26 protein-coding genes and 1 other RNA gene are annotated in these 23,659 nt (G+C 67.6%); 17 read left to right on the plus strand and 10 right to left on the minus strand.

What is annotated here, in order from left to right:
• The first annotated feature begins 33 nt into the window (after positions 1-33).
• The 3 genes from ACZ75I_RS15920 (at position 34) to pepQ (ending at position 4,091) form a co-directional block, all read left to right on the plus strand.
• Positions 34-2,313: a DUF1631 family protein gene (locus ACZ75I_RS15920; RefSeq protein WP_180867279.1), complete on the plus strand. Its 2,280-nt coding sequence runs from the start codon at positions 34-36 to the stop codon at positions 2,311-2,313.
• A complete protein-coding gene (locus ACZ75I_RS15925) occupies positions 2,310-2,684 on the plus strand; it encodes a PilZ domain-containing protein (protein WP_005418979.1) in 375 nt (124 codons plus the stop codon). The genes ACZ75I_RS15920 and ACZ75I_RS15925 overlap by 4 nt, the downstream gene beginning before the upstream one ends.
• A gap of 75 nt (positions 2,685-2,759) precedes the next feature.
• Positions 2,760-4,091: a Xaa-Pro dipeptidase gene (gene pepQ / locus ACZ75I_RS15930; RefSeq protein WP_180867277.1), complete on the plus strand. Its 1,332-nt coding sequence runs from the start codon at positions 2,760-2,762 to the stop codon at positions 4,089-4,091.
• 450 nt (positions 4,092-4,541) lie between these two features.
• Here the strand turns inward: pepQ and ACZ75I_RS15935 are convergent, their stop codons facing one another.
• Together ACZ75I_RS15935 and ACZ75I_RS15940 are read right to left on the minus strand one after the other, a co-directional pair.
• On the minus strand, positions 4,542-5,864 hold the full coding sequence (locus ACZ75I_RS15935) for an aminopeptidase P N-terminal domain-containing protein (protein ID WP_100447161.1): 1,323 nt from the start codon (positions 5,862-5,864) through the stop codon (positions 4,542-4,544).
• A gap of 5 nt (positions 5,865-5,869) precedes the next feature.
• Positions 5,870-6,418, minus strand: coding sequence for a UPF0149 family protein (locus ACZ75I_RS15940; RefSeq protein ID WP_005418994.1), 549 nt, complete (start codon positions 6,416-6,418; stop codon positions 5,870-5,872).
• Positions 6,419-6,572: 154 nt separating this feature from the next.
• Between ACZ75I_RS15940 and ACZ75I_RS15945 the strand changes: the two genes are divergently transcribed.
• From ACZ75I_RS15945 to ACZ75I_RS15980, 8 genes are all read left to right on the plus strand, one after another.
• On the plus strand, positions 6,573-6,794 hold the full coding sequence (locus ACZ75I_RS15945; RefSeq protein ID WP_005418996.1) for a TIGR02449 family protein: 222 nt from the start codon (positions 6,573-6,575) through the stop codon (positions 6,792-6,794).
• On the plus strand, positions 6,791-7,087 hold the full coding sequence (locus ACZ75I_RS15950) for a cell division protein ZapA (protein ID WP_006467013.1): 297 nt from the start codon (positions 6,791-6,793) through the stop codon (positions 7,085-7,087). The genes ACZ75I_RS15945 and ACZ75I_RS15950 overlap by 4 nt, the downstream gene beginning before the upstream one ends.
• Positions 7,088-7,184: 97 nt before the next feature.
• Positions 7,185-7,370: non-coding RNA, 6S RNA (ssrS, locus tag ACZ75I_RS15955), on the plus strand.
• An 83-nt stretch (positions 7,371-7,453) separates the two neighbouring features.
• Positions 7,454-8,047 (plus strand): 5-formyltetrahydrofolate cyclo-ligase, encoded by a 594-nt coding sequence (locus ACZ75I_RS15960; RefSeq protein ID WP_180870901.1) that lies wholly within the window; start codon positions 7,454-7,456, stop codon positions 8,045-8,047.
• Positions 8,044-8,523, plus strand: coding sequence for an EVE domain-containing protein (locus ACZ75I_RS15965; protein WP_005419001.1), 480 nt, complete (start codon positions 8,044-8,046; stop codon positions 8,521-8,523). Before ACZ75I_RS15960 ends, ACZ75I_RS15965 begins: the two co-directional genes overlap by 4 nt.
• 22 nt (positions 8,524-8,545) lie before the next feature.
• Complete coding sequence (gene rpiA / locus ACZ75I_RS15970; RefSeq protein WP_006389802.1) at positions 8,546-9,193, plus strand: ribose-5-phosphate isomerase RpiA; 648 nt, start codon at positions 8,546-8,548, stop codon at positions 9,191-9,193.
• A 21-nt stretch (positions 9,194-9,214) separates the two neighbouring features.
• Complete coding sequence (locus tag ACZ75I_RS15975; protein WP_049417099.1) at positions 9,215-9,658, plus strand: DUF192 domain-containing protein; 444 nt, start codon at positions 9,215-9,217, stop codon at positions 9,656-9,658.
• Between the two features lie 144 nt (positions 9,659-9,802).
• Positions 9,803-10,648 carry a SirB1 family protein gene (locus ACZ75I_RS15980; RefSeq protein ID WP_049466926.1) on the plus strand — a complete coding sequence of 282 codons (846 nt, stop codon included), beginning with the start codon at positions 9,803-9,805 and terminating at the stop codon, positions 10,646-10,648.
• Positions 10,649-10,707: 59 nt separating this feature from the next.
• On the opposite strand, the gene ACZ75I_RS15985 is transcribed toward ACZ75I_RS15980, so the two are convergent.
• Positions 10,708-10,932 carry a rubredoxin gene (locus ACZ75I_RS15985; RefSeq protein WP_472958278.1) on the minus strand — a complete coding sequence of 75 codons (225 nt, stop codon included), beginning with the start codon at positions 10,930-10,932 and terminating at the stop codon, positions 10,708-10,710.
• 34 nt (positions 10,933-10,966) lie between these two features.
• On the opposite strand from ACZ75I_RS15985, the gene thiE reads away from it, so the two are divergent.
• Together thiE and hemL are read left to right on the plus strand one after the other, a co-directional pair.
• Positions 10,967-11,593: a thiamine phosphate synthase gene (gene thiE, locus ACZ75I_RS15990; RefSeq protein WP_061480490.1), complete on the plus strand. Its 627-nt coding sequence runs from the start codon at positions 10,967-10,969 to the stop codon at positions 11,591-11,593.
• A gap of 18 nt (positions 11,594-11,611) precedes the next feature.
• Complete coding sequence (gene hemL, locus ACZ75I_RS15995; protein WP_472958279.1) at positions 11,612-12,901, plus strand: glutamate-1-semialdehyde 2,1-aminomutase; 1,290 nt, start codon at positions 11,612-11,614, stop codon at positions 12,899-12,901.
• A 72-nt stretch (positions 12,902-12,973) separates the two neighbouring features.
• Here hemL and azu read toward each other — a convergent pair whose 3' ends face one another.
• Positions 12,974-13,423 carry an azurin gene (azu, locus tag ACZ75I_RS16000; protein WP_472958281.1) on the minus strand — a complete coding sequence of 150 codons (450 nt, stop codon included), beginning with the start codon at positions 13,421-13,423 and terminating at the stop codon, positions 12,974-12,976.
• Between the two features lie 123 nt (positions 13,424-13,546).
• On the opposite strand from azu, the gene ACZ75I_RS16005 reads away from it, so the two are divergent.
• Complete coding sequence (locus ACZ75I_RS16005; RefSeq protein WP_472958282.1) at positions 13,547-14,149, plus strand: HAD-IA family hydrolase; 603 nt, start codon at positions 13,547-13,549, stop codon at positions 14,147-14,149.
• A gap of 51 nt (positions 14,150-14,200) precedes the next feature.
• On the opposite strand, the gene ACZ75I_RS16010 is transcribed toward ACZ75I_RS16005, so the two are convergent.
• Positions 14,201-15,427 carry an acetylornithine transaminase gene (locus ACZ75I_RS16010; RefSeq protein WP_346477031.1) on the minus strand — a complete coding sequence of 409 codons (1,227 nt, stop codon included), beginning with the start codon at positions 15,425-15,427 and terminating at the stop codon, positions 14,201-14,203.
• A gap of 63 nt (positions 15,428-15,490) precedes the next feature.
• On the opposite strand from ACZ75I_RS16010, the gene ACZ75I_RS16015 reads away from it, so the two are divergent.
• On the plus strand, positions 15,491-16,363 hold the full coding sequence (locus tag ACZ75I_RS16015; RefSeq protein ID WP_069139259.1) for an ion transporter: 873 nt from the start codon (positions 15,491-15,493) through the stop codon (positions 16,361-16,363).
• Between the two features lie 102 nt (positions 16,364-16,465).
• Here the strand turns inward: ACZ75I_RS16015 and ACZ75I_RS16020 are convergent, their stop codons facing one another.
• The 3 genes from ACZ75I_RS16020 to ACZ75I_RS16030 form a co-directional block, all read right to left on the minus strand.
• Complete coding sequence (locus tag ACZ75I_RS16020) at positions 16,466-17,407, minus strand: YiiG family protein (RefSeq protein WP_180870907.1); 942 nt, start codon at positions 17,405-17,407, stop codon at positions 16,466-16,468.
• 160 nt (positions 17,408-17,567) lie between these two features.
• The gene (locus ACZ75I_RS16025; RefSeq protein WP_180870910.1) at positions 17,568-18,560 is read right to left on the minus strand and encodes a YiiG family protein; all 993 of its coding nucleotides are present in this window, start codon (positions 18,558-18,560) and stop codon (positions 17,568-17,570) included.
• A gap of 92 nt (positions 18,561-18,652) precedes the next feature.
• The gene (locus ACZ75I_RS16030) at positions 18,653-19,471 is read right to left on the minus strand and encodes an SDR family oxidoreductase (RefSeq protein ID WP_154351374.1); all 819 of its coding nucleotides are present in this window, start codon (positions 19,469-19,471) and stop codon (positions 18,653-18,655) included.
• Between the two features lie 108 nt (positions 19,472-19,579).
• Here ACZ75I_RS16030 and ACZ75I_RS16035 point away from each other — a divergent pair, with 108 nt between their 5' ends.
• Positions 19,580-20,263: a hypothetical protein gene (locus ACZ75I_RS16035; protein ID WP_154351375.1), complete on the plus strand. Its 684-nt coding sequence runs from the start codon at positions 19,580-19,582 to the stop codon at positions 20,261-20,263.
• A 109-nt stretch (positions 20,264-20,372) separates the two neighbouring features.
• On the opposite strand, the gene ACZ75I_RS16040 is transcribed toward ACZ75I_RS16035, so the two are convergent.
• A complete protein-coding gene (locus ACZ75I_RS16040; RefSeq protein WP_154351376.1) occupies positions 20,373-20,879 on the minus strand; it encodes a DUF2867 domain-containing protein in 507 nt (168 codons plus the stop codon).
• Positions 20,876-21,538, minus strand: coding sequence for a serine/threonine-protein kinase (locus ACZ75I_RS16045; protein WP_049413709.1), 663 nt, complete (start codon positions 21,536-21,538; stop codon positions 20,876-20,878). The genes ACZ75I_RS16040 and ACZ75I_RS16045 overlap by 4 nt, the downstream gene beginning before the upstream one ends.
• A gap of 85 nt (positions 21,539-21,623) precedes the next feature.
• On the opposite strand from ACZ75I_RS16045, the gene ACZ75I_RS16050 reads away from it, so the two are divergent.
• Positions 21,624-23,618, plus strand: coding sequence for a bifunctional DedA family/phosphatase PAP2 family protein (locus tag ACZ75I_RS16050; protein WP_065185341.1), 1,995 nt, complete (start codon positions 21,624-21,626; stop codon positions 23,616-23,618).
• Positions 23,619-23,659 lie beyond the last annotated feature (41 nt).

Here is a 23,659-nt window from a genome sequence, read left to right on the forward strand (position 1 = left end):
ATCGATCCGCGGGAATCCGGGTACCGCTCGCCGATGTCAGCTGTCTTTTCCATTACCTCTGCCGACAAAGCCCGCCTGGCCGCCAGCGACCTGCCACCGCGGGTGCGTGAGCTGCTGGGCGCGTTGATCGGCCTGTGCCGGCAAACGCTGGCCGCGCCGCTGATCCTGACCATCGAAGCGTTGGAGCAGACGCTGCTGCACGACGCGGATCGCGCGCGCAATCCGCAGCTGCAGGCGGAGCTGATGGCCCAGCGCGGCCAGTTGCATGCCTTCTCCGGTCATTTCGCTGACCGCATGCTTGATGCCGTGGCCGATGCGCTGATACGGCTGCGCGAACCCACGGCCCACTCCAGCCCCGGTTCCACGCCACCGCCACTGCCCGGCATGCTCGGGCTGTCGCTGGTCGATGAGCATGAAGTGGACCGCGACCTGCTGCTGACCGAGATGGTGCGGCGGGAGACGCTGCGTTCGACCAACACGCTGAACCTGCTGGGCCAACGCCTGGGCGTACTGGCGGCAGCACCGGCCTTCGAGGCCGACACCCTGCCGCTGGCACCGCAGGCACTGTGCGCCATGCTGCGCCGGATTGCCGAACAGGATTCGCTCGCTGTCGACGTTCAGCTGGCGCTGTACCGCAGCTTCGAACGCCAGGTGCTGGAACGCCTGGGCGACATCCTCGACCGTGCCAATGCCCTGTTGGCCCAGCACGGCGTGCTGCCCGGCCTGGTATTCACCCCCTATCTGGCGCGTTCATCGAGCACCCGGCGGATCATCACCCAGTCGGTGGGCGGTGGTCGCACCACGCAGCCGGCAAAGCGTGCCGCCGCGCCACTGACCGGCTGGAACGGATCGGCACCGGCCGGCTCCTGGTCGAGCCTGGTGCAGGACGCTTTCCAGGATGACAGCACGGCCGGTGCGGCCTTGCCGGGCCTGACCACCTCTACGGGCAGCGCGCTGCATGCGCTGCTGCAGCAGGCACGCCATGCCAGCGCAGCACCTGCGGATCGCGATTCAGTGCCGAGCGCGGCCGTGGATGCGGTGCTCGCACGCCTGCAGGCGCAGTCCAGCGCCGCCACCGGCGTAGCGGACCTGCAGGCGGCCGTGGTGGCGCAACTGCGCAGCGAGCATGGCATGCAGGCCCAGCTGGGCAGCCACGACCGCGACAGCCTCGACCTGCTGCGCATGCTGATGCAGCAGGTGCAGCAGCAGCAGCGTCCGGACCCGGTGCCGGCCGCCCTGCTGGCGCGCCTGCAGGTACCGCTGGCACGTGCGGCAATGGCCGACCCCGGCTTCTTCGTGCGCGACGAGCACCCCGCGCGCGAACTGCTCAACCAGATTGCCGAAGTCGGCGCCAACTGGCTGGGCGACGATGATGTCGACCCGCAGTTGCTGCAGCGCATGGCACAGAGCGTGCAGGGCCTGCTGGGTCAGGATGCGCGGGCGCCGGAGGCCTTCGCCAGCGCGAACGAGGACGTGCAGCAGCATCAGCGCGCCGCAGCGCATCGCGCCGAACTGGCCGAGCGCCGCCATGTGGAAGCCGCCCGCGGCAAGGAGCGGCTGGAACTGGCCCGGCGCCAGGCCAGTGCACAGATCGACCAGTGCTGCGACGCGCAGGAGCCGCCCCGCTTCGTGCAGACCTTGCTGCGTCAGGCCTGGGCCGATGCCCTCACCCTGACCCGCCTGCGCCACGGCGACGATTCACCGCAGTGGCAGGAACGCCTGCAGCAGACCCAACGCATCGCCGCCATCACCGCGCAACCCGTTGATGCACCCGGCGGCACCGATGCAACGCTTGCTGCCGAGGTCGAGGCCGCCCTGCTGCAGGTCGGCTACCACGCCGAGGAAGCCGCCGCCGTCGCACGCAGGCTGGCCACGCCTGGCGGCGAGGACGAGAGTACCTCGCGTACCGAACTCAGTGCCCGCCTGAAGGCACGCGCGCGCCTGGGCGAGCACGCCGGTACGGCCGCCGGCACGACGCCCGCGACACCGCGCAGCAGTGCCGAGGAAGCCGCTTACCAGCAGCTGTCCTCCCTGCCCTTCGGCAGCTGGTTCGACATCGATACCGGCGATGGCACACTGCGCCGCCAGCGCCTGTCCTGGTACAGCCTGCTGACCGGCCACGCCCTGCTGGTCAATCCGCGCGGGCAGAAGATCGCCGATACCGACCTGGATACGCTGGCCCGGCAGATCAGTGCCGGCCAGGCGCAGCTGGTCACTGAGGACAAGGCCCGGCTGGTTGACCGTGCCTGGGAGGCCAGCCTTGGCGCCTTGCGTGCACTGGCGGCCGGCCATACGCAGGAGACCTCCGCATGATCACCCAACCGCCGCAGGACACCCGCCGCGCGCCGCGCCGCCAGGTCTCGGACCTGGTACCGGTCACCGACCAGATGCGCGAAAGCGTGGTGGGCCGGCTCGGCAATATCTCCGAAACCGGCATGCTGATGCTGGCCAGCGCACCGTTGCGCGAGGATGCGCTGTACCAGTTGCGCTTCCCCTTGCCGCTGGGCGACGGCCGCCACCAGGACATCGACGTGGGCGTGCACCTGCTGTGGAGCGAACCCGCACACGCCCCCGGACAGAGCTGGACCGGCTTCCGCTTCCTCACCCTGTCGCGCGAGCATCGGCAGCTGCTGCGCCAGTGGGTGGGCGAAGACAGCGACGAGGGGCCGGTTTCGACGGCCTGAGTGCCGGTTCCAGCACAGCGGTTTTTCCCGGTATGCGGCAGAATCTAGGGCCGTTTTCCGTGTCGAGCCACCGCAATGATCCAGCAAGACCCCGGCGCCCTGTATTCCGACCACCTGGCCGTGCTGTGCCGACGTGCCGAACAGGCGCTGGCCCGCGGCGGCTTCGATCACCTGGTGGTGCCGAGCGGCACCCTGCACTACCAGGTGTTCGATGATCGCGACTACCCGTACGCGGTCAATCCGCAGTTCAAGGCCTGGCTGCCGCTGACCCGCGTGCCCAACAGCTGGATCGTGTTCACCCCCGGCAAGCGCCCGGCGGTGATCTTCCACCAGCCCTTCGACTACTGGCACGTGGTGCCGGATGCCCCCAGCGGCTGGTGGGTGGATCACTTCGACATCCACATCATCCGCAAGCCGGAAGACGCGCTGGCGCTGCTGCCGGCCGATCCATCGCGCTGCGCGATCCTCGGCGAGCCGCAGAGCGCGCTGGGCAGCTACGTGCCGAACAACCCGGCCCCGGTGGTGAACTACCTGGAATGGCACCGCGGCAGCAAGACACCGTATGAGATCGCACTGATGCGCCAGGCCCAGGTGCTGGGCGTGCGCGGCCATCGCGCGGCCGAGGCCGCGTTCCGCAACGGCGCCGATGAGTTCAGCATCCACATGGCGTACTGCCAGGCGGTCGGCCAGGACGCCAACGAGCTGCCGTACGGCAATATCGTGGCGTTGAACGAACATGCCGCCGTGCTGCACTACACCGAGCTGGGCCGCAAGGCACCGCACCCGCTGCGCAGCTTCCTGATCGATGCCGGCGCCAGTGCCCACGGCTACGCCAGCGACATCACCCGCACCTACGCCGCGCAGGGCCACGACGAATTTGCGGCGATGATCGCCGCCGTCGACGCTGCCCAGCAGCGGATGTGCGCAGCGGTGCGGCCGGGCTTCGACTACAAGCAGCTGCACGTGGACGCGCACCTTTCGCTGATGGGCGTGCTGAAGGACTTCGGCGTGATCAAGGTCTCGCCGCAGACCGCGCTGGAGACCGGCGTCAGCGCCGCGTTCTTCCCGCATGGTATCGGCCACCTGATCGGCCTGCAGGTGCACGACGTGGCCGGTTTCGCGGCCAGCGACGAAGGCGGCCGCATCGAGCGCCCGGCGGGCCACCCGTACCTGCGCCTGACCCGCGTGCTGGAGCCGGGCATGGTGGTGACCATCGAACCGGGCCTGTACTTCATCGACATGCTGTTGAATGAAGTGAAGGACGCTGGCCACGGTGATGCGATCAACTGGGACCGCGTGGACTTCTTCCGTCCGTATGGCGGCATCCGCATCGAAGACGAAGTGCTGTGCACTGATGGCGAGGCGGACAACCTGACGCGGCCGGCGTTTGCGGCGGCGAACGGCTGAGCCCCTCGTGGTTGGCTGCTTGGAGCAATAGCCGCGCTTGGCGGGGCGGGGTGGGTTCGCGGGGGACGCCGTGAATCCATCCCTGGAGGCTTGGCCGCGGCATCCATGCCGCGGACACCCCCGCGAACCCACCCCGCCCCACCTCTGACAGTTTCCGTGTGCGTCCAACCACGGAAGAAAGAAAGAAAAGCAGAAGCGGGTCGCTCGCTGCGCTCGCTCTGTGTCGACCAAGGTCGACACCTACCAACAGCCGCGTGAACCTGTCGAAGGCGGGGTACTGTGGGTTTGCGGGGTGTGAGCCGCATGGATGCGGCGACCAAGCCTACAAGGACGTACTTGCGGCGGCCTCGCAAACCCACAGTACCCCGCCATCCCCACGGAATGCCGCTGTTGCGGTTGCTGTTGCTGTGGCCTCTGCAGGTGCAGGGCTGCAAGCCCTGCCGAAAACCCCTACCCCGCCATCACCGCTTCGATCTCATCGGCGCTGCGCGCCAGGCCCTCGGTCAGCACGCGATGGCCGTCATCGGTGATCAGCACATCGTCTTCAGTGCGGATGCCGATACCGCGCCAACGCGGTTCCACCGTCGTGTCGTCCACGCCGATGTACAGCCCCGGCTCGATGGTGAACGCCATGCCAGGCTCCAGAAGGCGTGAATCACCGGCGAGGCGGTAATCGCCCACATCGTGCACGTCCAATCCGATCCAGTGGCCGGTCTTGTGCCGGTAGAAGCGCTGGTACAGGCCTTCGGACAGGTTCTTTTCCAGCGTGCCCTTCAGCAGGCCCAGCCGCAGCAGGCCTTCGGTCAGGGTCTGCACCGCCGCCAGGTGGCCGGCCTCATACGGCACGCCCGGCTTGGCCTGGGCCAACGCAGCGGCCTGCGCATCGCCGACCAGGTCGTGCAGTGCACGCTGCTCGGCATTGAAGCGGCCATTCACCGGGAAGGTGCGGGTGATGTCGCTGGCGTAGCCGCGGTATTCGGCACCGGCATCGATCAGCACCAGCTCACCATCGCGCGAACGCGCGTTGTTGTCGCGGTAATGCAGGATGCAGCCGTTGCGGCCGGCACCGACGATGCTGCAGTACGCCGGCACGGCATCGTTGGCGCGGAACACACGCTCCAGCTCGGCCTGCAGTTCGTATTCGTGGATACCTGCCTTGGCCACCTGCATCGCAGCCAGATGCGCACGCACGCTGATCTGCGCGGCGTGGTGCATCAACGCGACTTCCGCACCCGACTTGAACAGGCGCTGCTCGTGCAGCAGGTGGCCCAGTTCCAGGAACTCATGCGGTGGCTGCGCGCCGTGGCGTACCTGCGAACGCACGCGGTTGACCCAGCCGATCAGCTTCAGATCGAAGTCGGCGTCGCGGCCAAAGTGGTAGTAGACGCGCGAGCGCCCTTCCAACAGGCCCGGCAGGATGTCGTCCAGATCATCGATCGGGTAGGCATCGTCCATGCCATACTGCGCTACCGCGCCTTCCTGGCCGGCGCGGCTGCCGTCCCATGCCTCGCGCTCGGCATCGCGCTCGCGGCAGAACAGGATGGCCTCGCCGTGGCGGCGGCCCGGAATCAGCACCAGCACCGCCTCCGGTTCCGGGAAGCCGCTCAGGTACTGGAAATCCGAATCCTGGCGGAACGGATAATGGGTATCGAGGCTGCGCACCTTCTCGGCTGCGGCCGGCAGCACCAGGATCGCGTCCTCGCCAGCCATGTCCATCAGCTGGCGGCGGCGACGCTTGTATTCGCCGGCCGCGATGCCGGTGCGCTGCTTGATATCCATCAGTTCAGGCGCTGCCGATGGCGCGCGGCCAGCACCACGTCGCCGTGCAGCAGCAGCACCGCCACGCGGATGAACTCCTCGATCTCCGACAGGGCTTCGTCGTCGTCATCGCCGCCGGCCTCGAAATCCTCACTGGACGCACGCGCCAGGCTGGCCATGTCGGTCAGCGCTTCTTCGCCCTCTTCGGACAGGGCCGGGCGGCGGCCGCCGCTGCCCAGGCCGAAGCCGCCCAGGAACGAGCGGGTCCAGCTGAACATGGCATCGGCCTGCGCGGACACGTCGTCGCTGTCGGCGAGCAGCAGTTCGAAGGCGAAGTCGCGGTCTTCCAGCTGCTTGATGGTGGCCTGCAGCAGCTGCCCCAGCACGCTGTCGGCGGCCACCGGCGGCAGGGTGTCGTCGGCCAGCACGCGCGCCGGCCAATCGTTGCCGGGGGCGCCGCCGGCGGCCAGCCAGCCGCACAGCGCGCCGTGCAGCTCGGCAGCGGTAGCGCCCAGGCCCAGCGCCTGGCTGGCGCGGGTAACGTCGTCGACGGAGGGAAGTTCGGTCATCGTGCGGCTCGTTCGGAATAAGGAAACCCGGGGTGCGCACGCGCGCGCCCGTGAGACCCCGTAGTGTAGCAACCCTGCGGCATCCTCTCGTGGCCGTCCGGCCTTGCTGCGACAGCGCTTGACCGCCCTCACCCGGCTTGCCTATCGTGCCCGCATGGAACCCGCCGATCCCCTTGCCCAGCTGCAGGACTTTGCCGCCCGCGTGGACGCGTTGCTTGAACGCAACCAGCGCCTGGCCGAGGAGAACCGCAGCCTGCGCCACCAGCAGGAACAGCTGGTGGCCGAGCGCTCGACGCTGTTGGCCAAGAACGAGCAGGCGCGCTCGCGGGTGGAAGCGATGATCAGCCGGCTCAAATCCCTGGAGCAGCACACATGAGCGCCGAACCGGTCAGTGTCCGCATCCTCGATCGTGAATACACCGTGGGCGTCGGCGGCGACGAACGCGACAGCCTGATGGCCGCCGCACGCCTGCTCGATGCGCGCATGCGCGAGATCCGCGGCAGCAACCGCATGGCCGCCGTCGACCGCGTCGCCGTGCTGGCCGCGCTGAACCTGGCCCACGAACTGCAGCTGCTGCGCGACGAGAACGCCCGCCAGGCCGTGGCGCTGCAGCAGACCCTGGCCGACCTGAACCGGCGCCTGGACCGCGCGATCGACGGCGGCGCCTGAAGACCGTGCACAACGCGTCTTCTCATATCTGAATTGGCACGGACTGTTGCCGACGAACGGCCTATCCAGATCCTGCGTGCTGGCTATAATGGCCACGCGTTCTCTGTGGTACTCGACGGCATGTGCAAACATTCGCCTTGTCCCTTAAGAACGACACCGGGAGCGCGACAGCGCCGGGAGTGCAGGTCCGCCTTGTAGCGGGAAGCCCGATGGTTCTCCAGCGTTCCCACTTGAGCCCCCGGGTTCAAGGTCGTTTCGCATGCATCGACATTGCGGAGAATGCAATATTCCAGCAAGGGCGGCGTCTTCGGGCGTCGCCCTTGTTCTTTCCGGCACAATGGCGGCTGATCCTTGCCGCACGCTGCCATGACCGACCCGCGCCAGGCCTTGCGCCACGACCTGCGGCAACGCCGCCGTGACCTTAACGCTGGTGAGCGCATCGCCGCCGCCGAATCGCTTGCCGATGCCCTGCTCGCCCTGCCGTTCGCCCCGCGCGAAGGCGCGGTGGCCGGCTACTGGGCGCTGGATGGCGAAATCGCCCTGCATCGCTGGCAGCTGCAGCTGCCCGAAGGGCTCACCTACTGCCTACCGGTGCTGGCCGGCGACACGCTGCGCTTCGCACCGTGGCGGCCCGGTCAGCCGCTGACCAGCAACCGTTACGGCATCCCCGAGCCGGACGTGGCCGTGGAAGACACCTTGGAACCGGAACGGATGGCGCTGGTCGTGACCCCATTGGTGGGTTTCGACGCACAGTGCCGCCGGCTGGGCATGGGGGGCGGCTGGTATGATCGCAGCTTCGCCTTCCGCCACGACCGGCCGGCGCCGCCCTGGCTGGTCGGTGCTGCGTTCGCGGTGCAGCAGGTCGAGTCCTTGCCGGTGGCGTCGTGGGACGTGCCGGTGGATGCGATCTGCACCGAAGACGGCACCCTGTTCCCCTCCGCTGCCCCCGTGAACGCATGACCGCCCGCAAGCGCTACTGGCTGATGAAGTCCGAACCGGACGCCTTCTCCATCGATGACCTGGCCAAGGTCAAGGTCGAACCCTGGAACGGGGTGCGCAACTACCAGGCGCGCAATTTCATGCGCGATGGCATGCAGGTGGGCGACGGCATCCTGTTCTACCACTCCAACACCAAGGTGCCCGGCATCGTCGGCCTGGCCACCGTCGCCAGCCCAGCCTACCCGGACGATACCCAGTTCGACCCGAAATCCGACTACCACGATCCCAAGAGCACGCGCGAGAACCCGCGCTGGATGCTGGTGGACGTGGCCTTCGACCGCAAGCTCAAGCAGGTGATCGCGCTGGACGAGATCAAGCTGCACGCTGACGAGCTGGGCGAGGGCTTCCCGCTGGTTGCCAAGGGCAATCGCCTGTCGGTGTTCCCGGTGACCGCCGCGCAGTGGAAGCTGCTGCTGTCGCTGGAAAAGAAATCCTGATTCCCTGCCTGAGAGTTCTCCCATGTCCGAAGCCAAGCGCCTGGCCGCCGAGAAAGCCATCGAGTACGTAGAAGACGGCATGATCGTCGGTGTCGGCACCGGTTCCACCGTCGCCTATTTCATCGATGCCCTGGCCCGCATCCAGCACCGCATCAAGGGCGCCGTATCCAGCTCCGAGCAGAGCACCGCGCGCCTGAAGCAGCACGGCATCGAGGTGATCGAGCTGAACCACAGCGGCAACCTGTCGCTGTACGTGGACGGCGCCGATGAGTGCGACGCCAACAAGTGCCTGATCAAGGGCGGCGGTGCCGCGCTGACCCGCGAGAAGATCATCGCCGAGGCCAGCGAGCGCTTCATCTGCATCGTCGACCCGAGCAAGCAGGTGCCGGTGCTGGGCAAGTTCCCGCTGCCGGTGGAAGTGATCCCGATGGCGCGCAGCCTGGTCGCCCGCCAGATCCGCGACATGACCGGCGGCCAGCCGACCTGGCGCGAGGGCGTGGTCACCGACAACGGCAACCAGATCCTGGACATCCACAACCTCCAGATCACCGATCCGGAAAAGCTGGAGCGCGAGCTCAACCAGCTGCCGGGCGTGGTCTGCGTCGGCCTGTTCGCCCGCCGTCGCGCCGATGTGGTGATCGTCGGCGGCGAGCCGCCGGTCGTGCTCTGACCCTTCCGAAGGAGCCTGACGATGTCGCTGTTGCGTTCGCTGCTGATGCTTCCGCTGCTGGCCCTGGCCGGCTGCGCCACCGACGCGGCCCGCCATTGGGTCGAGCTGGACGGCGCCCGCTACCAGGTCGAGCTGGCCACCAACGATGAAACCCGCGCGCGCGGGCTGATGTTCCGCGACCAGATGGCGGCCGACCACGGCATGCTGTTCATCCACGACCGCGAGGAAATGCAGGCGTACTGGATGAAGAACACCAGGATCGCGCTGGACATCCTGTACTTCGACAGCCAGCGCAGGCTGGTCAGCCAGCAGCGCGACGTACCGCCGTGCTCGGCCGGCGACATGTGCCCGCCCTACCCCAGCGGCGGCCCGGCGCGTTATGTACTGGAACTCAACGCCGGCCAGGCCGAGAAGCTGCAGCTCAAGGACGGCACGGAGCTGAAATTCGGTCCGGGCATCGAGTAACAGGGTTCTGCCCGCGGTAGTGCCGGCCGCTGGCCGGCAACCCTGCAGGGGTCAGATCCCATTCGCTCGCGAAAGGCATCTGACCCCTGAATTTTTCACGCGATACCGCTTGAAACCGCCTGCGAATGACGCCAGTCTGTGGCCATGCAGGACCGGATCACACTCCCCGACTGGGATGCCCTGGCCGACCTCGAAGACGAGGCGCTGCCACTGTTGCCGACCGCGCTGCTGATCGCGCGCGATGAATACCCCGATCTGCAGCCGTCCACCTACGACGCGCTGATCCAGAGCCATGTCGAGCACCTCCGCTCGGAAGTGGAGAGCATCGACAACAGCCCGCTGAAGATGGCGGCGATCAACCGCCACCTGTTCGACGAGCTGGGCTACAGCGGCGACCACGACAAGTACTACGACCCGCGCAACAGCTACCTCAACCAGGTATTCGAGCGCCGCCTGGGCAACCCGATCTCGCTGGCGCTGGTGCAGATGGAAGTCGCGCGCCGGCTGGGTATTCCGCTCGATGGCGTGTCGTTCCCCGGCCACTTCCTGGTGCGCCTGCCGGTGGACGACGGCGTGCTGGTGATGGACCCGTTCAACGGTGGCCGACCGCTGGACGTGGACGAACTGCGCGAGCGGGCCAAGTCACACCTGGGCGGGCAGATGCCCGACGACCAGGTGCTGGCGCAGATCCTCGACCCGGCGCCCGCGCGCGCGATCCTGATGCGCATGCTGCGCAACCTGCACGGCGTGTATGCCGAAGCCGGCGAGTGGGACCGCGCCGCGCGCAGTGCCGACCGCCTGCTGAAGCTGGCCCCGGAGCAGGACGATGCGCTGCGCGACCGCGGCCTGGCCTACCTGCAGCTGGAGTACCTGGCCGGTGCCCGGCACGATCTGGGCCAGTACCTGAAGCGCAACCCGGAAGCCAGCGATGCGCAATGGCTGCGCGAGAAGCTGATCGACCTCGGCGGGCCGATGCCGCGGCTGCATTGAGGGAGTCGGTGTGTGGACCAACGGTCCACACCCACCGGATGGGCCGGGTGGCCCTCCAGTCAATCGACCTCGACCATCTCGAAATCAGCCTTGGTCACCCCGCAATCCGGGCAGGTCCAGGTCTCGGGAATGTCCTCCCAGCGCGTCCCTGGCGCGATGCCTTCGTCCGGCAAGCCTTCTGCTTCGCTGTACAGGAAGCCGCAAACCACGCACATCCAGGTGCGCAAGGTGGTGGGGGTGGCATCGCTCATCGGATAATCAGGACTGGATTCACGGGCCGCCATTGTCCCATCGCGGTCCACTCACCGGTAGCCATCGATGACTTCTGCTTCCCCGGCGCCCCGCGGCGTCTACCTGATCACCCCGGACGAGCCCGATACCGCACGCCTGCTGGCCCGTACCGCACCCTTGCTGGCCGCCGGCGCCACCTGGCTGCAGTACCGCAACAAGACCGCAAGCGACGCGCTGCGGCGGGAGCAGGCCACCGCGCTGCAGGCACTGTGTGCGGACCACGGCGTGCCGCTGATCGTCAACGATGACCCGGCGCTGGCCAAGGCCGTGGGCGCGGCGGGCGTGCACCTGGGCGGCACCGACGGCGACATCCCCAGCGCGCGCGCCCTGCTCGGCCCCGAGGCCATCATCGGCGCCTCCTGCTATGACCAGCTGGCCAATGCCGAGAGGGCCGTGGCCGCCGGCGCCAGCTACGTGGCCTTCGGCGCGTTTTTCCCGACCACCACCAAGATCACCACCAGCCGCGCCCATACCGACCTGCTGCGGCAAAGCGCCGCACTGGGCGTGCCGCGGGTGGCGATCGGCGGGCTGACGCCGGACAATGTCGGTCCCATCATCGACGCCGGTGCCGATCTGGTCGCCGTGGTCAGCAGCGTGTTCGCCGCCGAAGACCCGGTCGCGACCCAGCGCGCCTTCCTCGCCCAGTTCGCGTAACGCCCAGGATATTCCCCCATGAACCACGACCAGTCCCACGCCCTGTTCTCCCGCGCCCAGCAGCTGTTGCCGGGCGGCGTCAATTCGCCGGTGCGCGCGTTCAAGTCGGTCGGCGGCGAACCGTTCTTCGTCGAGCGCGCCGACGGCGCCTACCTGTACGACGTCGACGGCAACCGCTACATCGACTACGTCGGCTCCTGGGGCCCGATGATCGTCGGCCACAACCACCCGGCGGTACGCCAGGCGGTGAAGAAGGCGATCGACAACGGCCTGTCATTCGGCGCGCCATGCGCGGCCGAGGTGACCATGGCCGAGACCATCACCCGCCTGGTGCCGTCGTGCGAGATGGTGCGCATGGTCAACTCCGGCACCGAGGCCACCCTGTCGGCGATCCGCCTGGCGCGTGGCGCCACCGGCCGCAACCGCATCGTCAAGTTCGAAGGCTGCTACCACGGCCACGGCGACTCGTTCCTGGTCAAGGCCGGCAGCGGCATGCTGACCCTGGGCGTGCCGACCTCGCCGGGCGTCCCGGCCGGGCTGAGCGAACTGACCCTGACCCTGCCCTACAACGACTTCGAAGCGGCCACTGCGCTGTTCGAGCAGCAGGGCGATGACATCGCCGGCCTGATCATCGAACCGGTGGTCGGCAACGCCAACTGCATCCCGCCGCGCGAGGGCTACCTGCAGCACCTGCGCGAACTGTGCACGAAACACGGCGCGCTGCTGATCTTCGACGAAGTGATGACCGGCTTCCGCGTCGCCCTCGGCGGTGCGCAGGCGCACTACGGCATCACCCCGGACCTGACCACGTTCGGCAAGATCATCGGCGGCGGCATGCCGGTGGGTGCGTACGGCGGTCGCCGCGAGCTGATGCAGCAGATCGCCCCGGCCGGCCCGATCTACCAGGCTGGCACGCTGAGCGGCAACCCGGTGGCGATGGCCGCTGGCCTGGCGATGCTGGAGCTGATCCAGCAGCCGGGTTTCCACGCCGACCTGGCCGAGCGCACCGCACGCCTGTGCTCCGGCCTGGAAGCGGCCGCCGCCGAAGCCGGCGTGGCGGTGACCACCACCCGCGTGGGCGCGATGTTCGGTCTGTTCTTCACCGACGAAAAGGTGGAGACCTATGCGCAGGCCACTGCCTGTGACATCCCAGCGTTCAACCGCTTCTTCCACGCGATGCTGGAGCAGGGCGTGTTCCTGGCGCCGTCGGCGTACGAGGCCGGTTTCCTGTCCAGCGCGCACGACGATGCCGTGATCGAGGCCACCCTCGCCGCTGCACGCGTGGCATTCAAGGCCGCCAAGGGCTGATCGCAAAAAAAGGGGACGGAGGGGATTAAGTCGTTTGTGCATAAACGACTTAATCCCCTCCGTCCCCTTTTTTCAACCGAAGACGAACTTGCCCTTCATCATCGCGAAGTGGCCGGGGAACGAGCAGAAGAAAGTGTAGTCGCCGCCCTTCTGCAGGCCCTGGGTGGGAAAGCGCACGCGCGTGGTCTCGCCACCACCAATTACTTTGGTGTGCGCCAGCACGCGCTTGTCGGCCTTCGGCAGGTAGCTGTCGGCCAGGGTCATGCGCATGCCTGCCAGTGCCACCGGCTGGTAGTCGGCAGTGCGGGTCAGCACCCAGTTATGGCCCATCGCGGTAGCGGCGAGCTTGCCGGTATGGCGCAGGGTCAGGTCCACGGCAGTGCAGTCGGCGGCAAGCTTGATCTCGCGAGTGCTGAAGCTCATCTGGTCGGTGCTGTCGATGCTCACCGCACACACCCGCGCCATCGCCGACGGCGCCAGCATCAGCGCGCCCAGTCCCACTGCCACCCACCAAGCCTTCATCGTTGCCTCTCCTGCGGATTCAAGCGCCATTCTAGGCACCCGCCTGCGCCCCCGGCTGCGACCGTCTGTCGCATGGCTGCTCCAGGGTTTCCCGAGAGTTCACTGCAATGGCATGCTCGGCCGATGCGGATCGATCTGTTGCTGCTGGATGTGGATGGCGTGCTGGTGCAGTACCAGCGCGCGCAGCGCGTGCTGCACCTGGCCCAGGCACTGCAGGTTCCGACGCAGGCCGTACAGGCCGCGCTGTATGACAGCGGACTGGAAGCGGCGCATGACAACGGCACGCTGGATGGCCCGGCCTATCTCGCGCAGCTGGGGGAGCGTCTGGGCACGACTGTCGATATAGCTGCATGGACTGCCGCGCGGCGGGCCGCCAGCCATCCGCAGGCTGCCGTGTTGCAGCGGCTGCAGGCCCTGCAGCTGCCGATGGCAGTGCTGACCAACAACGGTGCGCTGATGCAGCAGGCGTTGCCGATCCTGCTGCCGGAACTTTTCCCTGCGCTGCAGGGCCGCGTGTTCTGCAGCGCCGATTTCGGCCTGCGCAAACCCGCACCGGAGGTCTTCCTGCGCACGCTTGAGGCCCTCGGCGTGGCGCCTTCGCGCACGCTGTTCGTCGATGACCTGTTCGCCAATGTGCGCGGCGCACGCGCCGCCGGCCTGCACGCGGAAACCGTGCGCGATGGCCGTGGATTGGGCAAGGTGTTGAAGCGCTATCGGATTGCGTGAACCACTGTGGAGCCGAGCGTAGGCTCGGCTCTACAGATGCCTCTGCCGGCTTCAGCGCGCGGCGATGAACGCCGCAATCGCTGCGCGCAGGCGCTTGAGGCCTTCGGCCACTTCTTCGTCGGTGATGCTCAGCGACGGCACGAAGCGCAGCACGTCCGGGCCGGCCTGCAGGGTCAGCAGGCCGTGCTCGGCGGCATGGTCGAGGATCGCCCCGGCCTGGCCGGCGAAGTCCTTGCCCAGCACCGCGCCCAGCATCAGGCCGCGGCCACGCACGTCGCTGAACACACCAAACTCGTCGTTGATGCGGGCAAAGCCATCGCGCAGCGCCTTCGACTGGCGGCTGACATTGGCGGCGATCTCCGCCGAGGCCAGCTTGCGCAGTGCCACGCGGGCCACCGCGGCGGCCAGCGGGTTGCCGCCGAAGGTGGTGCCGTGCGCGCCGAACTGCATGGTCTCGGCCACCTTCGGGCCGGCCAGCATCGCGCCGATCGGGAAGCCGCCACCGAGTGCCTTGGCCAGGGTGACCATGTCCGGCACCACATCATCCTGCCAGTGCGCGAACAGCGTGCCGGTGCGGCCCATGCCGGCCTGGATCTCGTCCAGCACCAGCAGTGCGTTGTGCTGGTCGCACAGCTCGCGCACGCGCTTGAGGAAACCGGACTTGGCCGGCATCACGCCGCCCTCGCCCTGGATGGGCTCCAGCATCACCGCCGCCACGTCGCCGGCGGCCATCGCGGTTTCCAGCTGCACCTCATCGTTGAAATCGATGTAGCGGAAGCCACCGGGCAGCGGCTCGTAGCCTTCCTGGTACTTCGGCTGGGCGGTGGCGGTCACCGCGCCCATCGTGCGGCCGTGGAAGCTGCCACGGAAAGTGATGATCACCCGCTTGTCGGCGGGACGGCCCTGGCTAGAGGCCCACTTGCGGACCATCTTGATCGCCACTTCGTTGGCTTCGGCGCCGGAATTGCACAGGAACACGCGCTCGGCGAAGCGGCTGGCCTTCACCAGCTCCTCGGCCAGGTGCAGCGGCGGTGCGCTGTAGAACACATTGCTGGTGTGCCAGAGCCTGCCGGCCTGCTCGACCAGCGCGGCCACCAGGTCCGGATCGTTGTGGCCCAGGCCGCACACGGCGATACCCGCAGCCAGGTCGATGAACTCACGCCCCTGGCTGTCCCACACGCGGGCGCCCTGCCCTCGCTCCAGTACCACCTGACGGGGCTTGTAGACCGGCAGGTAATAGTGCGAAAGGGAGATCAGCGGATCGGTCGCGGTGGTCATGGCAGTCGGCAGGGTTCAGGAACGCCCATTCTCGCGCCGGAGCCCCTGCGGCACAATGCGCCCATGCGACCGTTTTCCGCCCCCCAGCTCAACCCCGCCACCGAGACCGGCTGGCGCCGTCGGTGGTTCGACATCATCTACCGCCATGACTCGCGGCCCTCGCGCAACTTCGACCTGATCCTGGTGGTGGCGATCGTCGCCAGCATCCTGGTGGTGATGATCGACAGCGTGCAGCACCTGCATGCCGAGTGGTCCACCGGCCTGTACATCCTGGAATGGGGCTTCACCATCATCTTCACCGCCGAGTACCTGCTGCGCCTGGCGGTGGTCAAGCGCCCGCTGCGCTACGCGGTGAGCATCTGGGGCATCATCGACCTGCTGTCGATCCTGCCCGCCTACCTGTCGATGTTCATCCCCGGCGCGCAGAGCCTGCTGGTGGTGCGTGCGCTGCGCATCCTGCGGGTGTTCCGCATCCTCAAGCTGACCCGCTACATCGAGGAAAGCGGCGTGCTGATGACGTCGCTGTGGCGCAGCCGCCGCAAGGTGCTGGTGTTCCTGTTCACGGTGATCACCATCACCATCATCGCCGGCGCGTTGATGTACGTGATCGAGGGCCCCGAACACGGCTTCACCAACATCCCGGCCAGCATGTACTGGGCGGTGGTGACCATGGCCACGGTCGGCTTCGGCGACATCGTGCCGCAGACCGTGCTTGGCCGCTTCGTCACCTCGGTGCTGATCCTGATCGGCTACAGCATCATCGCCGTGCCGACCGGCATCTACACCGCCGAACTGGCCAGCACCATGCGCGAAGCCGAACTGGCCGCGCGCCGCGATGCCCGCGGCTGCCCGCATTGCGGGCTCGAGGGGCATGAACCCGATGCGCGGCACTGCCGCAAGTGTGGTGGCCAGCTGCCGGATGCGTTCAGCCATTGAGGCACATGCCGGCCAACGGCCGGCACTACCGGACCAACAGGGTGCGCGCCGGGCATGGCCCGGCGCTACCGTGGGCAGATCCACGCCCCGCGTGGATCGCCCTCAGCGCATGCGGTTGCTGGTGGTCACCAGGTCGTTGTAGGCATCCAGAATCGTCGACTGTGCGCCTTCAGGGTCGGTGGTGAGCCAGCTGCCCGACGCCTTGCGCTCGGCGGCCAGCGCATCGGCGGTGATCGGCTTGCCCTGTTCCAGGCGCTCGACTCCGCGCCCGGCGGTACGCACCAGCTTGTCGGCCGAGCGCTGCACATGGCCCCACATCGGGTCGTCCTTGCCGACACCACCGTTCTGGATTTCCGTCACCAGCGCCTGATAGTCGGCCAGCTGGCCGCGCAACACCGCAACGTCCGGTGCCTCGCCCTGGAACGCCATCGCCAGCTGCTTGCCATCGCCGACAAGGCGCAGGTGGTAATAGGCCAGCGAGCGGCCTTCGCTTTCCTCGATCTGCTTCAGCTGGGCGGCGCGGCGATCGTTCTCGTTCTTTTCCAGCGCCGCATCCATCGCCTCGCTGGCCTTGAAGAAATCAGCATAGGCCTGCATCAGCGGGGCATGCTGGCTGCGCATCCCTTCACCACCATCGCGACGATAGTCCTCGCGGGTGAAATAGCCATCGGCGCGCTCGATCAGGGTGTTCAGCGCCAGGAACGCCTGCTGGTACTGCCGCGCGGGCGCATCCAGCGACGTCGCCGGGGTCTTTGCCAGCGCCTCGCTCAACGGCTGGCCGCAGTACTCGACCCGGTGCGACAACACCTTGCCAGGTGAGCGCGGCTGCGCTTCCTTGCCGGTTGGACCGGCTTCGGGATCCTTCATCCAACCGGTGTAGGTCTGGAAACCCTCGTGGATGGGCTGTTCGACGCCGTTGTAGCACTCGATATAGGCGTTCACCTTTTCCAACCCGGGATCGGCGACAGCCAGCCCGGCCGGGTTGTTGCAGCCGGCCAGCGCGCAGAGCAGGAGAACAGGAATCAGGCGTGTGGATGCGTTCAAATCAGTTCCTTGCACCAGTGAAAACTGCAGGCATCGTCATGCATGGCGCGAGCGCGCGCTCCAGCACCTCGGCAAGGTGCTGGTATTCGGGGCTGCAGGGTGTGTCATGCCGCAATCAACCTGCTCAATCGCGACAAAAATGAAGCGTTGAGCTTCCCGCTTACTGGCGGTTGCTCTGGAAAACCAGCGAGTTGTATTCCTGCATCAGCTTGCTGGCCGAGCCGCGTGGCGCCATCGAGGGCGAATCCAGCATGCGCCGTTCGAAATCGCTGTAGGGCGTCTTGCTGCTGACCCGCTGCAGCCGCTCCTTGCCTTCCCGACGGAAGTTCTCGGCTTCGCGCTCGAAGCTGTTCCAGTCCAGCTTGCCCGGCTCCTGATCGGCCACCTTGGCATGCGCCTCGTCGGAAACACGGTTGAAGGCGTCGAGTCGTTCACGCGCTTGGGCCGGATCAAAGTCGTCCTGGCTCATCAGCTCCACGATCGCTTTGGCTTCCAGCATCATCGCCAGACGGTAGTACTCGCGCGTTCGCCCCTCGGCCTGTTCCAGTACCTTGAGCTGCTCGCGCTGGGCAGCGTCATTCTGGCGCTCCAGCTCGGCGTTGAACGTTTCGCTGGCAGCCACGAAGTCCTTGAATGCGGCCATCAAGGGCGCGTGCAGTTGCTTGCCCTTGGCAAACTGGTCGTCTTCGTAGTCCTGGCGATCGTAGTAGTCGTGCGCCTCCTTGCTGATCGGCACCAGCGCCTTCAGCGCCTGCTGATAATGGCTGGCAGCAGCATCCAGTTCGGCCAGCGCCGGCTTGGCAGCCGTCGCCTCGGTCACCGGGCCATCGCACTGCTTCATGTCGTAATCGCTGATCTCGAACGGACCGTACACCTGTGTCTCGCGCCCGCTCGGGCCGGTCTCGACGTCCTTGATCCAGCGCGTATAGGACTGGAGGCTGTCGTGCGTCTTCGAATCAAGCGCGTTGAAGCAGCCGATGTAGGCGTTGAGCTTCGCAGTCAACTGCTGCTGTGCGTCCGACGGCACCGTGTTGACCTCCGGCGTGCCTGCGGCGCCGGCGCCGCCAGCGGTTGCAGGGGCCTTGCCACCGCAGGCGGCCAGGACAAGCGACAGCGAAGCGGCCAGCGCCGCGATGGAAAGCGTACGTGTCATGTGTTCACATCCCTGTTGAAAACGATTACAGCCCTGCATTCTAGCGCAGCAGGCCGAGGGCCGCAGCCCTCGGCCCTTGCGCAACGTAGCACTCAGTCCAGGAACAGATCCGGCAACAACGACCGCGACGGGTCCACGGCATAGCCGGACAGATCGCTGACGCCGGCCTGTGCCAGCACTTCATCGTCGATCAGGAACTGGCCGTGGAAACCCGCCGCCTCGCGCACCAGCACCGCATGCGCGGCGTCGGCCATGATCTGCGGCGTACGGCAGCCCGCTGCATCCACGCCCGGAATCATGTTGATTGCATCGGTGGCGATCACCGTGCGCGGCCACAGCGCGTTCACCGCCACACCCTGCGGGCCGAATTCCGCGGCCAGGCCGAGCGTGACGAAGCTCATGCCCATCTTCGCCAGCGTGTAGCCGGTATGCGCGCCCCACCACTTTGGTTCCAGGCTCGGCGGCGGCGCCAGGGTCAGGATGTGCGGATTCGGCGCCTGCAGCAGGTACGGCAGGCAGGCCTGCGCGCACAGGAAACTGCCGCGCGAATTGACCTGCTGCATCAGGTCGAAGCGTTTCATCGGCGTATCCAGCGTGCCACGCAGCCAGATCGCGCTGGCGTTGTTGATCAGGATGTCGATGCCCCCAAAGGTGTCGACCGTGGCCGCAACCGCGGCCTGCACCTGCTCTTCCTCGCGGATATCGCACTTCAGCGCCAGCCCCTGGCCGCCGGCCGCGGTAACGGCTTCGGCTGCGGTATGGATGGTGCCCGGCAGCTTTGGGTTCGGCACCGCCGACTTGGCCGCGATCGCCACGTTGGCGCCGTCACGCGCAGCGCGCAGTGCGATGGCCAGGCCGATGCCACGCGAGGCACCCGTGATGAAAAGCGTTTTGCCCTGCAGACTGCCCACGTTCCACACTCCAGCGTATGCAATGAGCCGCTAGTATGCCGCGCCGACGTGGAGTTCACCCGGCCTTGACGATACTGGCGCCTCCAGTCAACGCACGAGGTCCACGCCATGCGCCGTTCCCGCCTGTTGCTGCCTGCCCTGGGGCTTGCCCTGCTGACCGCCTGCCAGGGCCGTTCGCCGGAACCCGGCAAGGAACCGTCGGCCGGTGACACGCCCAGCGCAGAAAAAGCCGCCGCGGACGGCAAGCTGCGCTGGAGCGAGGCGGTGGTCTGGGATGGCGACCTCAACGCCTGCCGCCAGGGCGAGAATGCGGCTACGCGTGATTGCCTGCGCGATGCGATGCGCGCCGGCGGCGCCAGCGCCGATGCGATCACCGCCGCCGAACAGCTGTCCACCGGCGGCGAGCTGGCCTACGTGACGGCCTGGCACGAGAACGAAGGCCTGGGCATTGCCACGGTCGAGTATCCGTTCCGCGCCAACACCAACGAGGGCACCCGCCTGGTCGACGCCACCGGCAAGCGCATCGATGTGGATGCCGTGCAGCTGGACGACACCCTGCGTGCCGACCCCGCCGTGCAGGCCCTGCTGAAGGACCACCCGCAGGCCACGCCGTTCGCACCGGCGCAGTCGGCCGGGGCCACGCCGCTGGAGAACGGCGGCATCCGCCTGCTGTACCGCACGCCGCTGCGTGACTGCCACGCCTGCCCGGATGTGGGACAGTTGCAGATCGCCTATGACTTCGACGCCAAGCGCAACTTCATTGGCCAGCAGGTAGTGCCGGCGACGCCGTAAGGTCACAAGCCTCTGTAGAGCCGAGCCATGCTCGGCTCATTGAATGCAGCCGAGCAGGGCTCGGCTCTACAATACGGTTCTCCCCGGCGCATCCACGCATCGCGTGGATCTACCGGTACCCCTGCACCTGCTTCCTCAGCAGATGCGGCACGATCAGCCGATGCACGGGTGCAACCGGCAGCATGTACACGCGCCCGAACGCGTTGTGCGTATGCACCACCGTTGCCACTTCCAGCACGTCGCCGTGCCACTGCAGGGCCAGCTGCACACGCAGGTGGCGATCGTCGTCTTCCAGCACGATGGCATCGTCATCCAGCGACTGCAGGGTGAAGATGCCCAGCCGTTGCCCCGGATGCGGCTGCGCGATGTCCTGCACCGCGCGCAACGAGCCCAGGTGCTTCATGCCGAGCAGGCGCATGCCGCGATTGCGCAGCGCCATCAGCCCATCGAACCAGCCGGGAATGGTCGCGGCCATATCGCGATAGGCCTGCAAGGCCGAGCGTCCATCACGATGGGTCGTTGCCTGGCAGGCATGCACGAAGTCGGCGCCGGCCAGCTGTGGGCGCAGGACACTGCGCGCGCTTGGCGGGCCGGTCACCACCTGCGCAGAGCTCACGGCTTCGGCCCCTGCCCCTCGTTGTCTTCCCAATGCAGGATGCGGCGGGTGACGAAGCGGTAGACCGGCTTGCCGGTGGCGAACCACAGTTCGCGCACCCACGAGGTGCGCTTGAGCACCCGCTTCTCCACCGGGGTGAGCGACTCGCGGCAATACATGCGCTTGTGCTTGAGCAGGTGGCGCAGGTCCTCGCGGGCCAGCAGGCGCATCCAGCGCGAGCGCGGGTTGCCGATCACTGCCAGCTGGAAATCGATCAATGCCGGGCGGCCGTCTTCGGTCACCAGCCAGTTGGCTTCCTTGGCCAGGTCGTTGTGGGCCACGCCGCGCCGATGCAGCTGCTGCAGCAGCCGACGCGCGGCGCGGAACCAGGCCAGGTCGCCACGCGGTGGGCGCTGGTACATGGCGTCGCCGGCCATGAAACTGCGGTCGAGATGATGCCCATTCCACGCCAGCAGCTGCGGCACATCGGCCATGCCGTGGATATGGCGCAGCGCGCGCGCTTCGCGGCGGGCCAGCCACCAGGCCGGCAGCCGCAACCACAGCGGCGTGGCGCCCAGGTCACGGCGTACGAAGGGGCCGGCCGGCCCTTCCACACGGAGGATGCGACCGAAGCTGTCGGCCTTCAAAGCATGCGGTGGCGTGTCTGGCGTATGCGGCATGGGCCCATTCTAGGCGATGGCGCCGGTTGCAAACGGTCACCAAGCGGCTGGGAACCAGTCACCTTCACGCCCCTATAATCGGGCAATGGACTCTTCATGGATCGACGCCACGCTCGCGTGGATTGCCGCTCACCCCGTGCTGGCGGGTGCCGTTATCTTCCTCATCGCCTTCTGCGATGCGGTGATCATTCTCGGTGCCATCGTGCCGGCCCTGCCGCTGCTGTTCGCGGTAGGCGTGTTCATCGGCCTGGGCCAGATCTCCGGGCCGTACGCGGTGGCCGCAGCCGCACTGGGCGCGTTCGCCGGTGATGGCATCAGTTACTGGATCGGGCGCCGCTGGGGTGACCGCCTGCGTGGCGTGTGGCCCTTCAGCCGTTACCCGCAGCTGCTCGACCGCGGCGAAAACCTGTTCCGCCGCAATGCCTTCAAGAGCATCCTGGTGGCACGCTACGTCGGCGCGATCCGGCCGTTCGTGCCCGCCATCGCGGGCATGATGAAGATGCCAGCCAGCCGCTATGTGCAGGCCAGTGGCATCGCCAGCATTTCATGGGCGGTGCTGTTCCTGGCCCCGGGCTGGATTCTTGGCGAGGCCTATGACGCGGTGGCCGCGGTAGCCGGTCGGCTGGTGGTGGTGGTCGGCCTGCTGGCGGTGATCCTCGGCCTGGTCTGGGCCATCGTGCTGTACGGCTACCGCTGGTCGGCCGCGCGGATGGACAACTGGCTGGCACGCCTGCTTGACTGGTCCAACCGCCATCCGACGCTGGGCCGCTACACCGTCGGTGTGCTGGACCCGAAGCGGCGCGAGTCGGTGCCGCTGGCGATGCTGGCGCTGATGCTGCTGGTGCTGGGCTGGGGCTGGTTCGCGCTGCTGACCGTGGTGGTCGCGCACGGGGAACCGCTGGCGATCGACCTGCTGGTGCACCAAGCCATGCTGGCGCTGCGCAACCCGCTGGCCGATTACCCGATGGCCGCGCTGGCCTCACTGGGCGCCTGGCAGGTACTGCTGCCGGCCACTGCGGCGGCGATGGGCTACCTGGTCTGGCGCCGGCGCTGGATGGCGGCCGCGCACTGGCTGGCCGCGCTGGCCTTCGGCCTGGCGCTGACCATGCTGCTCGGCGCTACCGTCGATGTTGTGCGCCCGGTCGACGCCAGCAGCGGCTTCGGCTTCCCGTCGGTGTCGGTGACGATGGCCACCATCACCTTCGGCTTCTTCGCAGTGCTGATCGCCCGCGAGATGCCCGGCCGCACCCGCGTCTGGCCGTACCTGGTGTCGGGCATCGTGGTCAGCCTGATCGGTTTCTCGCGCCTGTACCTGGGCGCGCATTGGCTGAGCGATGTAATCGGCGGCATGCTGTTCGGCACGTTCTGGCTGCTGGTGCTGGGCATCGCCTACCGCCGCCGCTTCAACCGCTCGTTCTGGGTGAAGCCGGTGGCATGGCTGTTCTACGGCGTCTTCGCCGTCGCCGCGATGTGGTACGCACCGCGCAACATCCCGGTGAAGCTGGAACGCTTCGAGCCGACCTTGCCGGCCCCGCAGGCAATGGACACGCAGGCCTGGTGGCAGCACGACTGGGCGACACTGCCGGCGCGCCGCAACGAGTTCGATGACGACCAGCGCTGGCCGCTGGACGTGCAGGTGGCCGGTCCGCTGGCACCGCTGCAGGCGCAACTGGAAGCGCGCGGCTGGAAGCGGCAGGAGCAGGCTGGCTGGCAGCAGGCGCTGCTGATGCTGGACAAGAACACCGGCGCCGATGAACTGCCGGTGCTGCCGGCGACGTTGGAAACCCGCGTGGAAGCGCTGTTGATGGTACGCCCGGGTACACACCGTGATGAGCGCTACGTACTGCGCCTGTGGCCGGCCCCTGCGCAGTTGCAGCCGGGCAACACGCCGCTGTGGCTGGGCAGTGCACAGACCCTGCGCTACGAACGCCATTTCGAGTGGATCGGCATGTGGCACCCGCTGCGTGGCGTCGACCCGGCATTGAATGCCGTGAAGGACGCCGTGCAGGACCTGCCGCAGCGCGAGGACGTGCACAGCGAAACCGGGTTGCCGGTGCTGCGGCTGAAGACCACACCGTGATGGAGCCGCCGGGCATGGCCCGGCGCTACCGGAACACGGAC

It is taken from the genome of Stenotrophomonas sp. X (assembly GCF_055721025.1).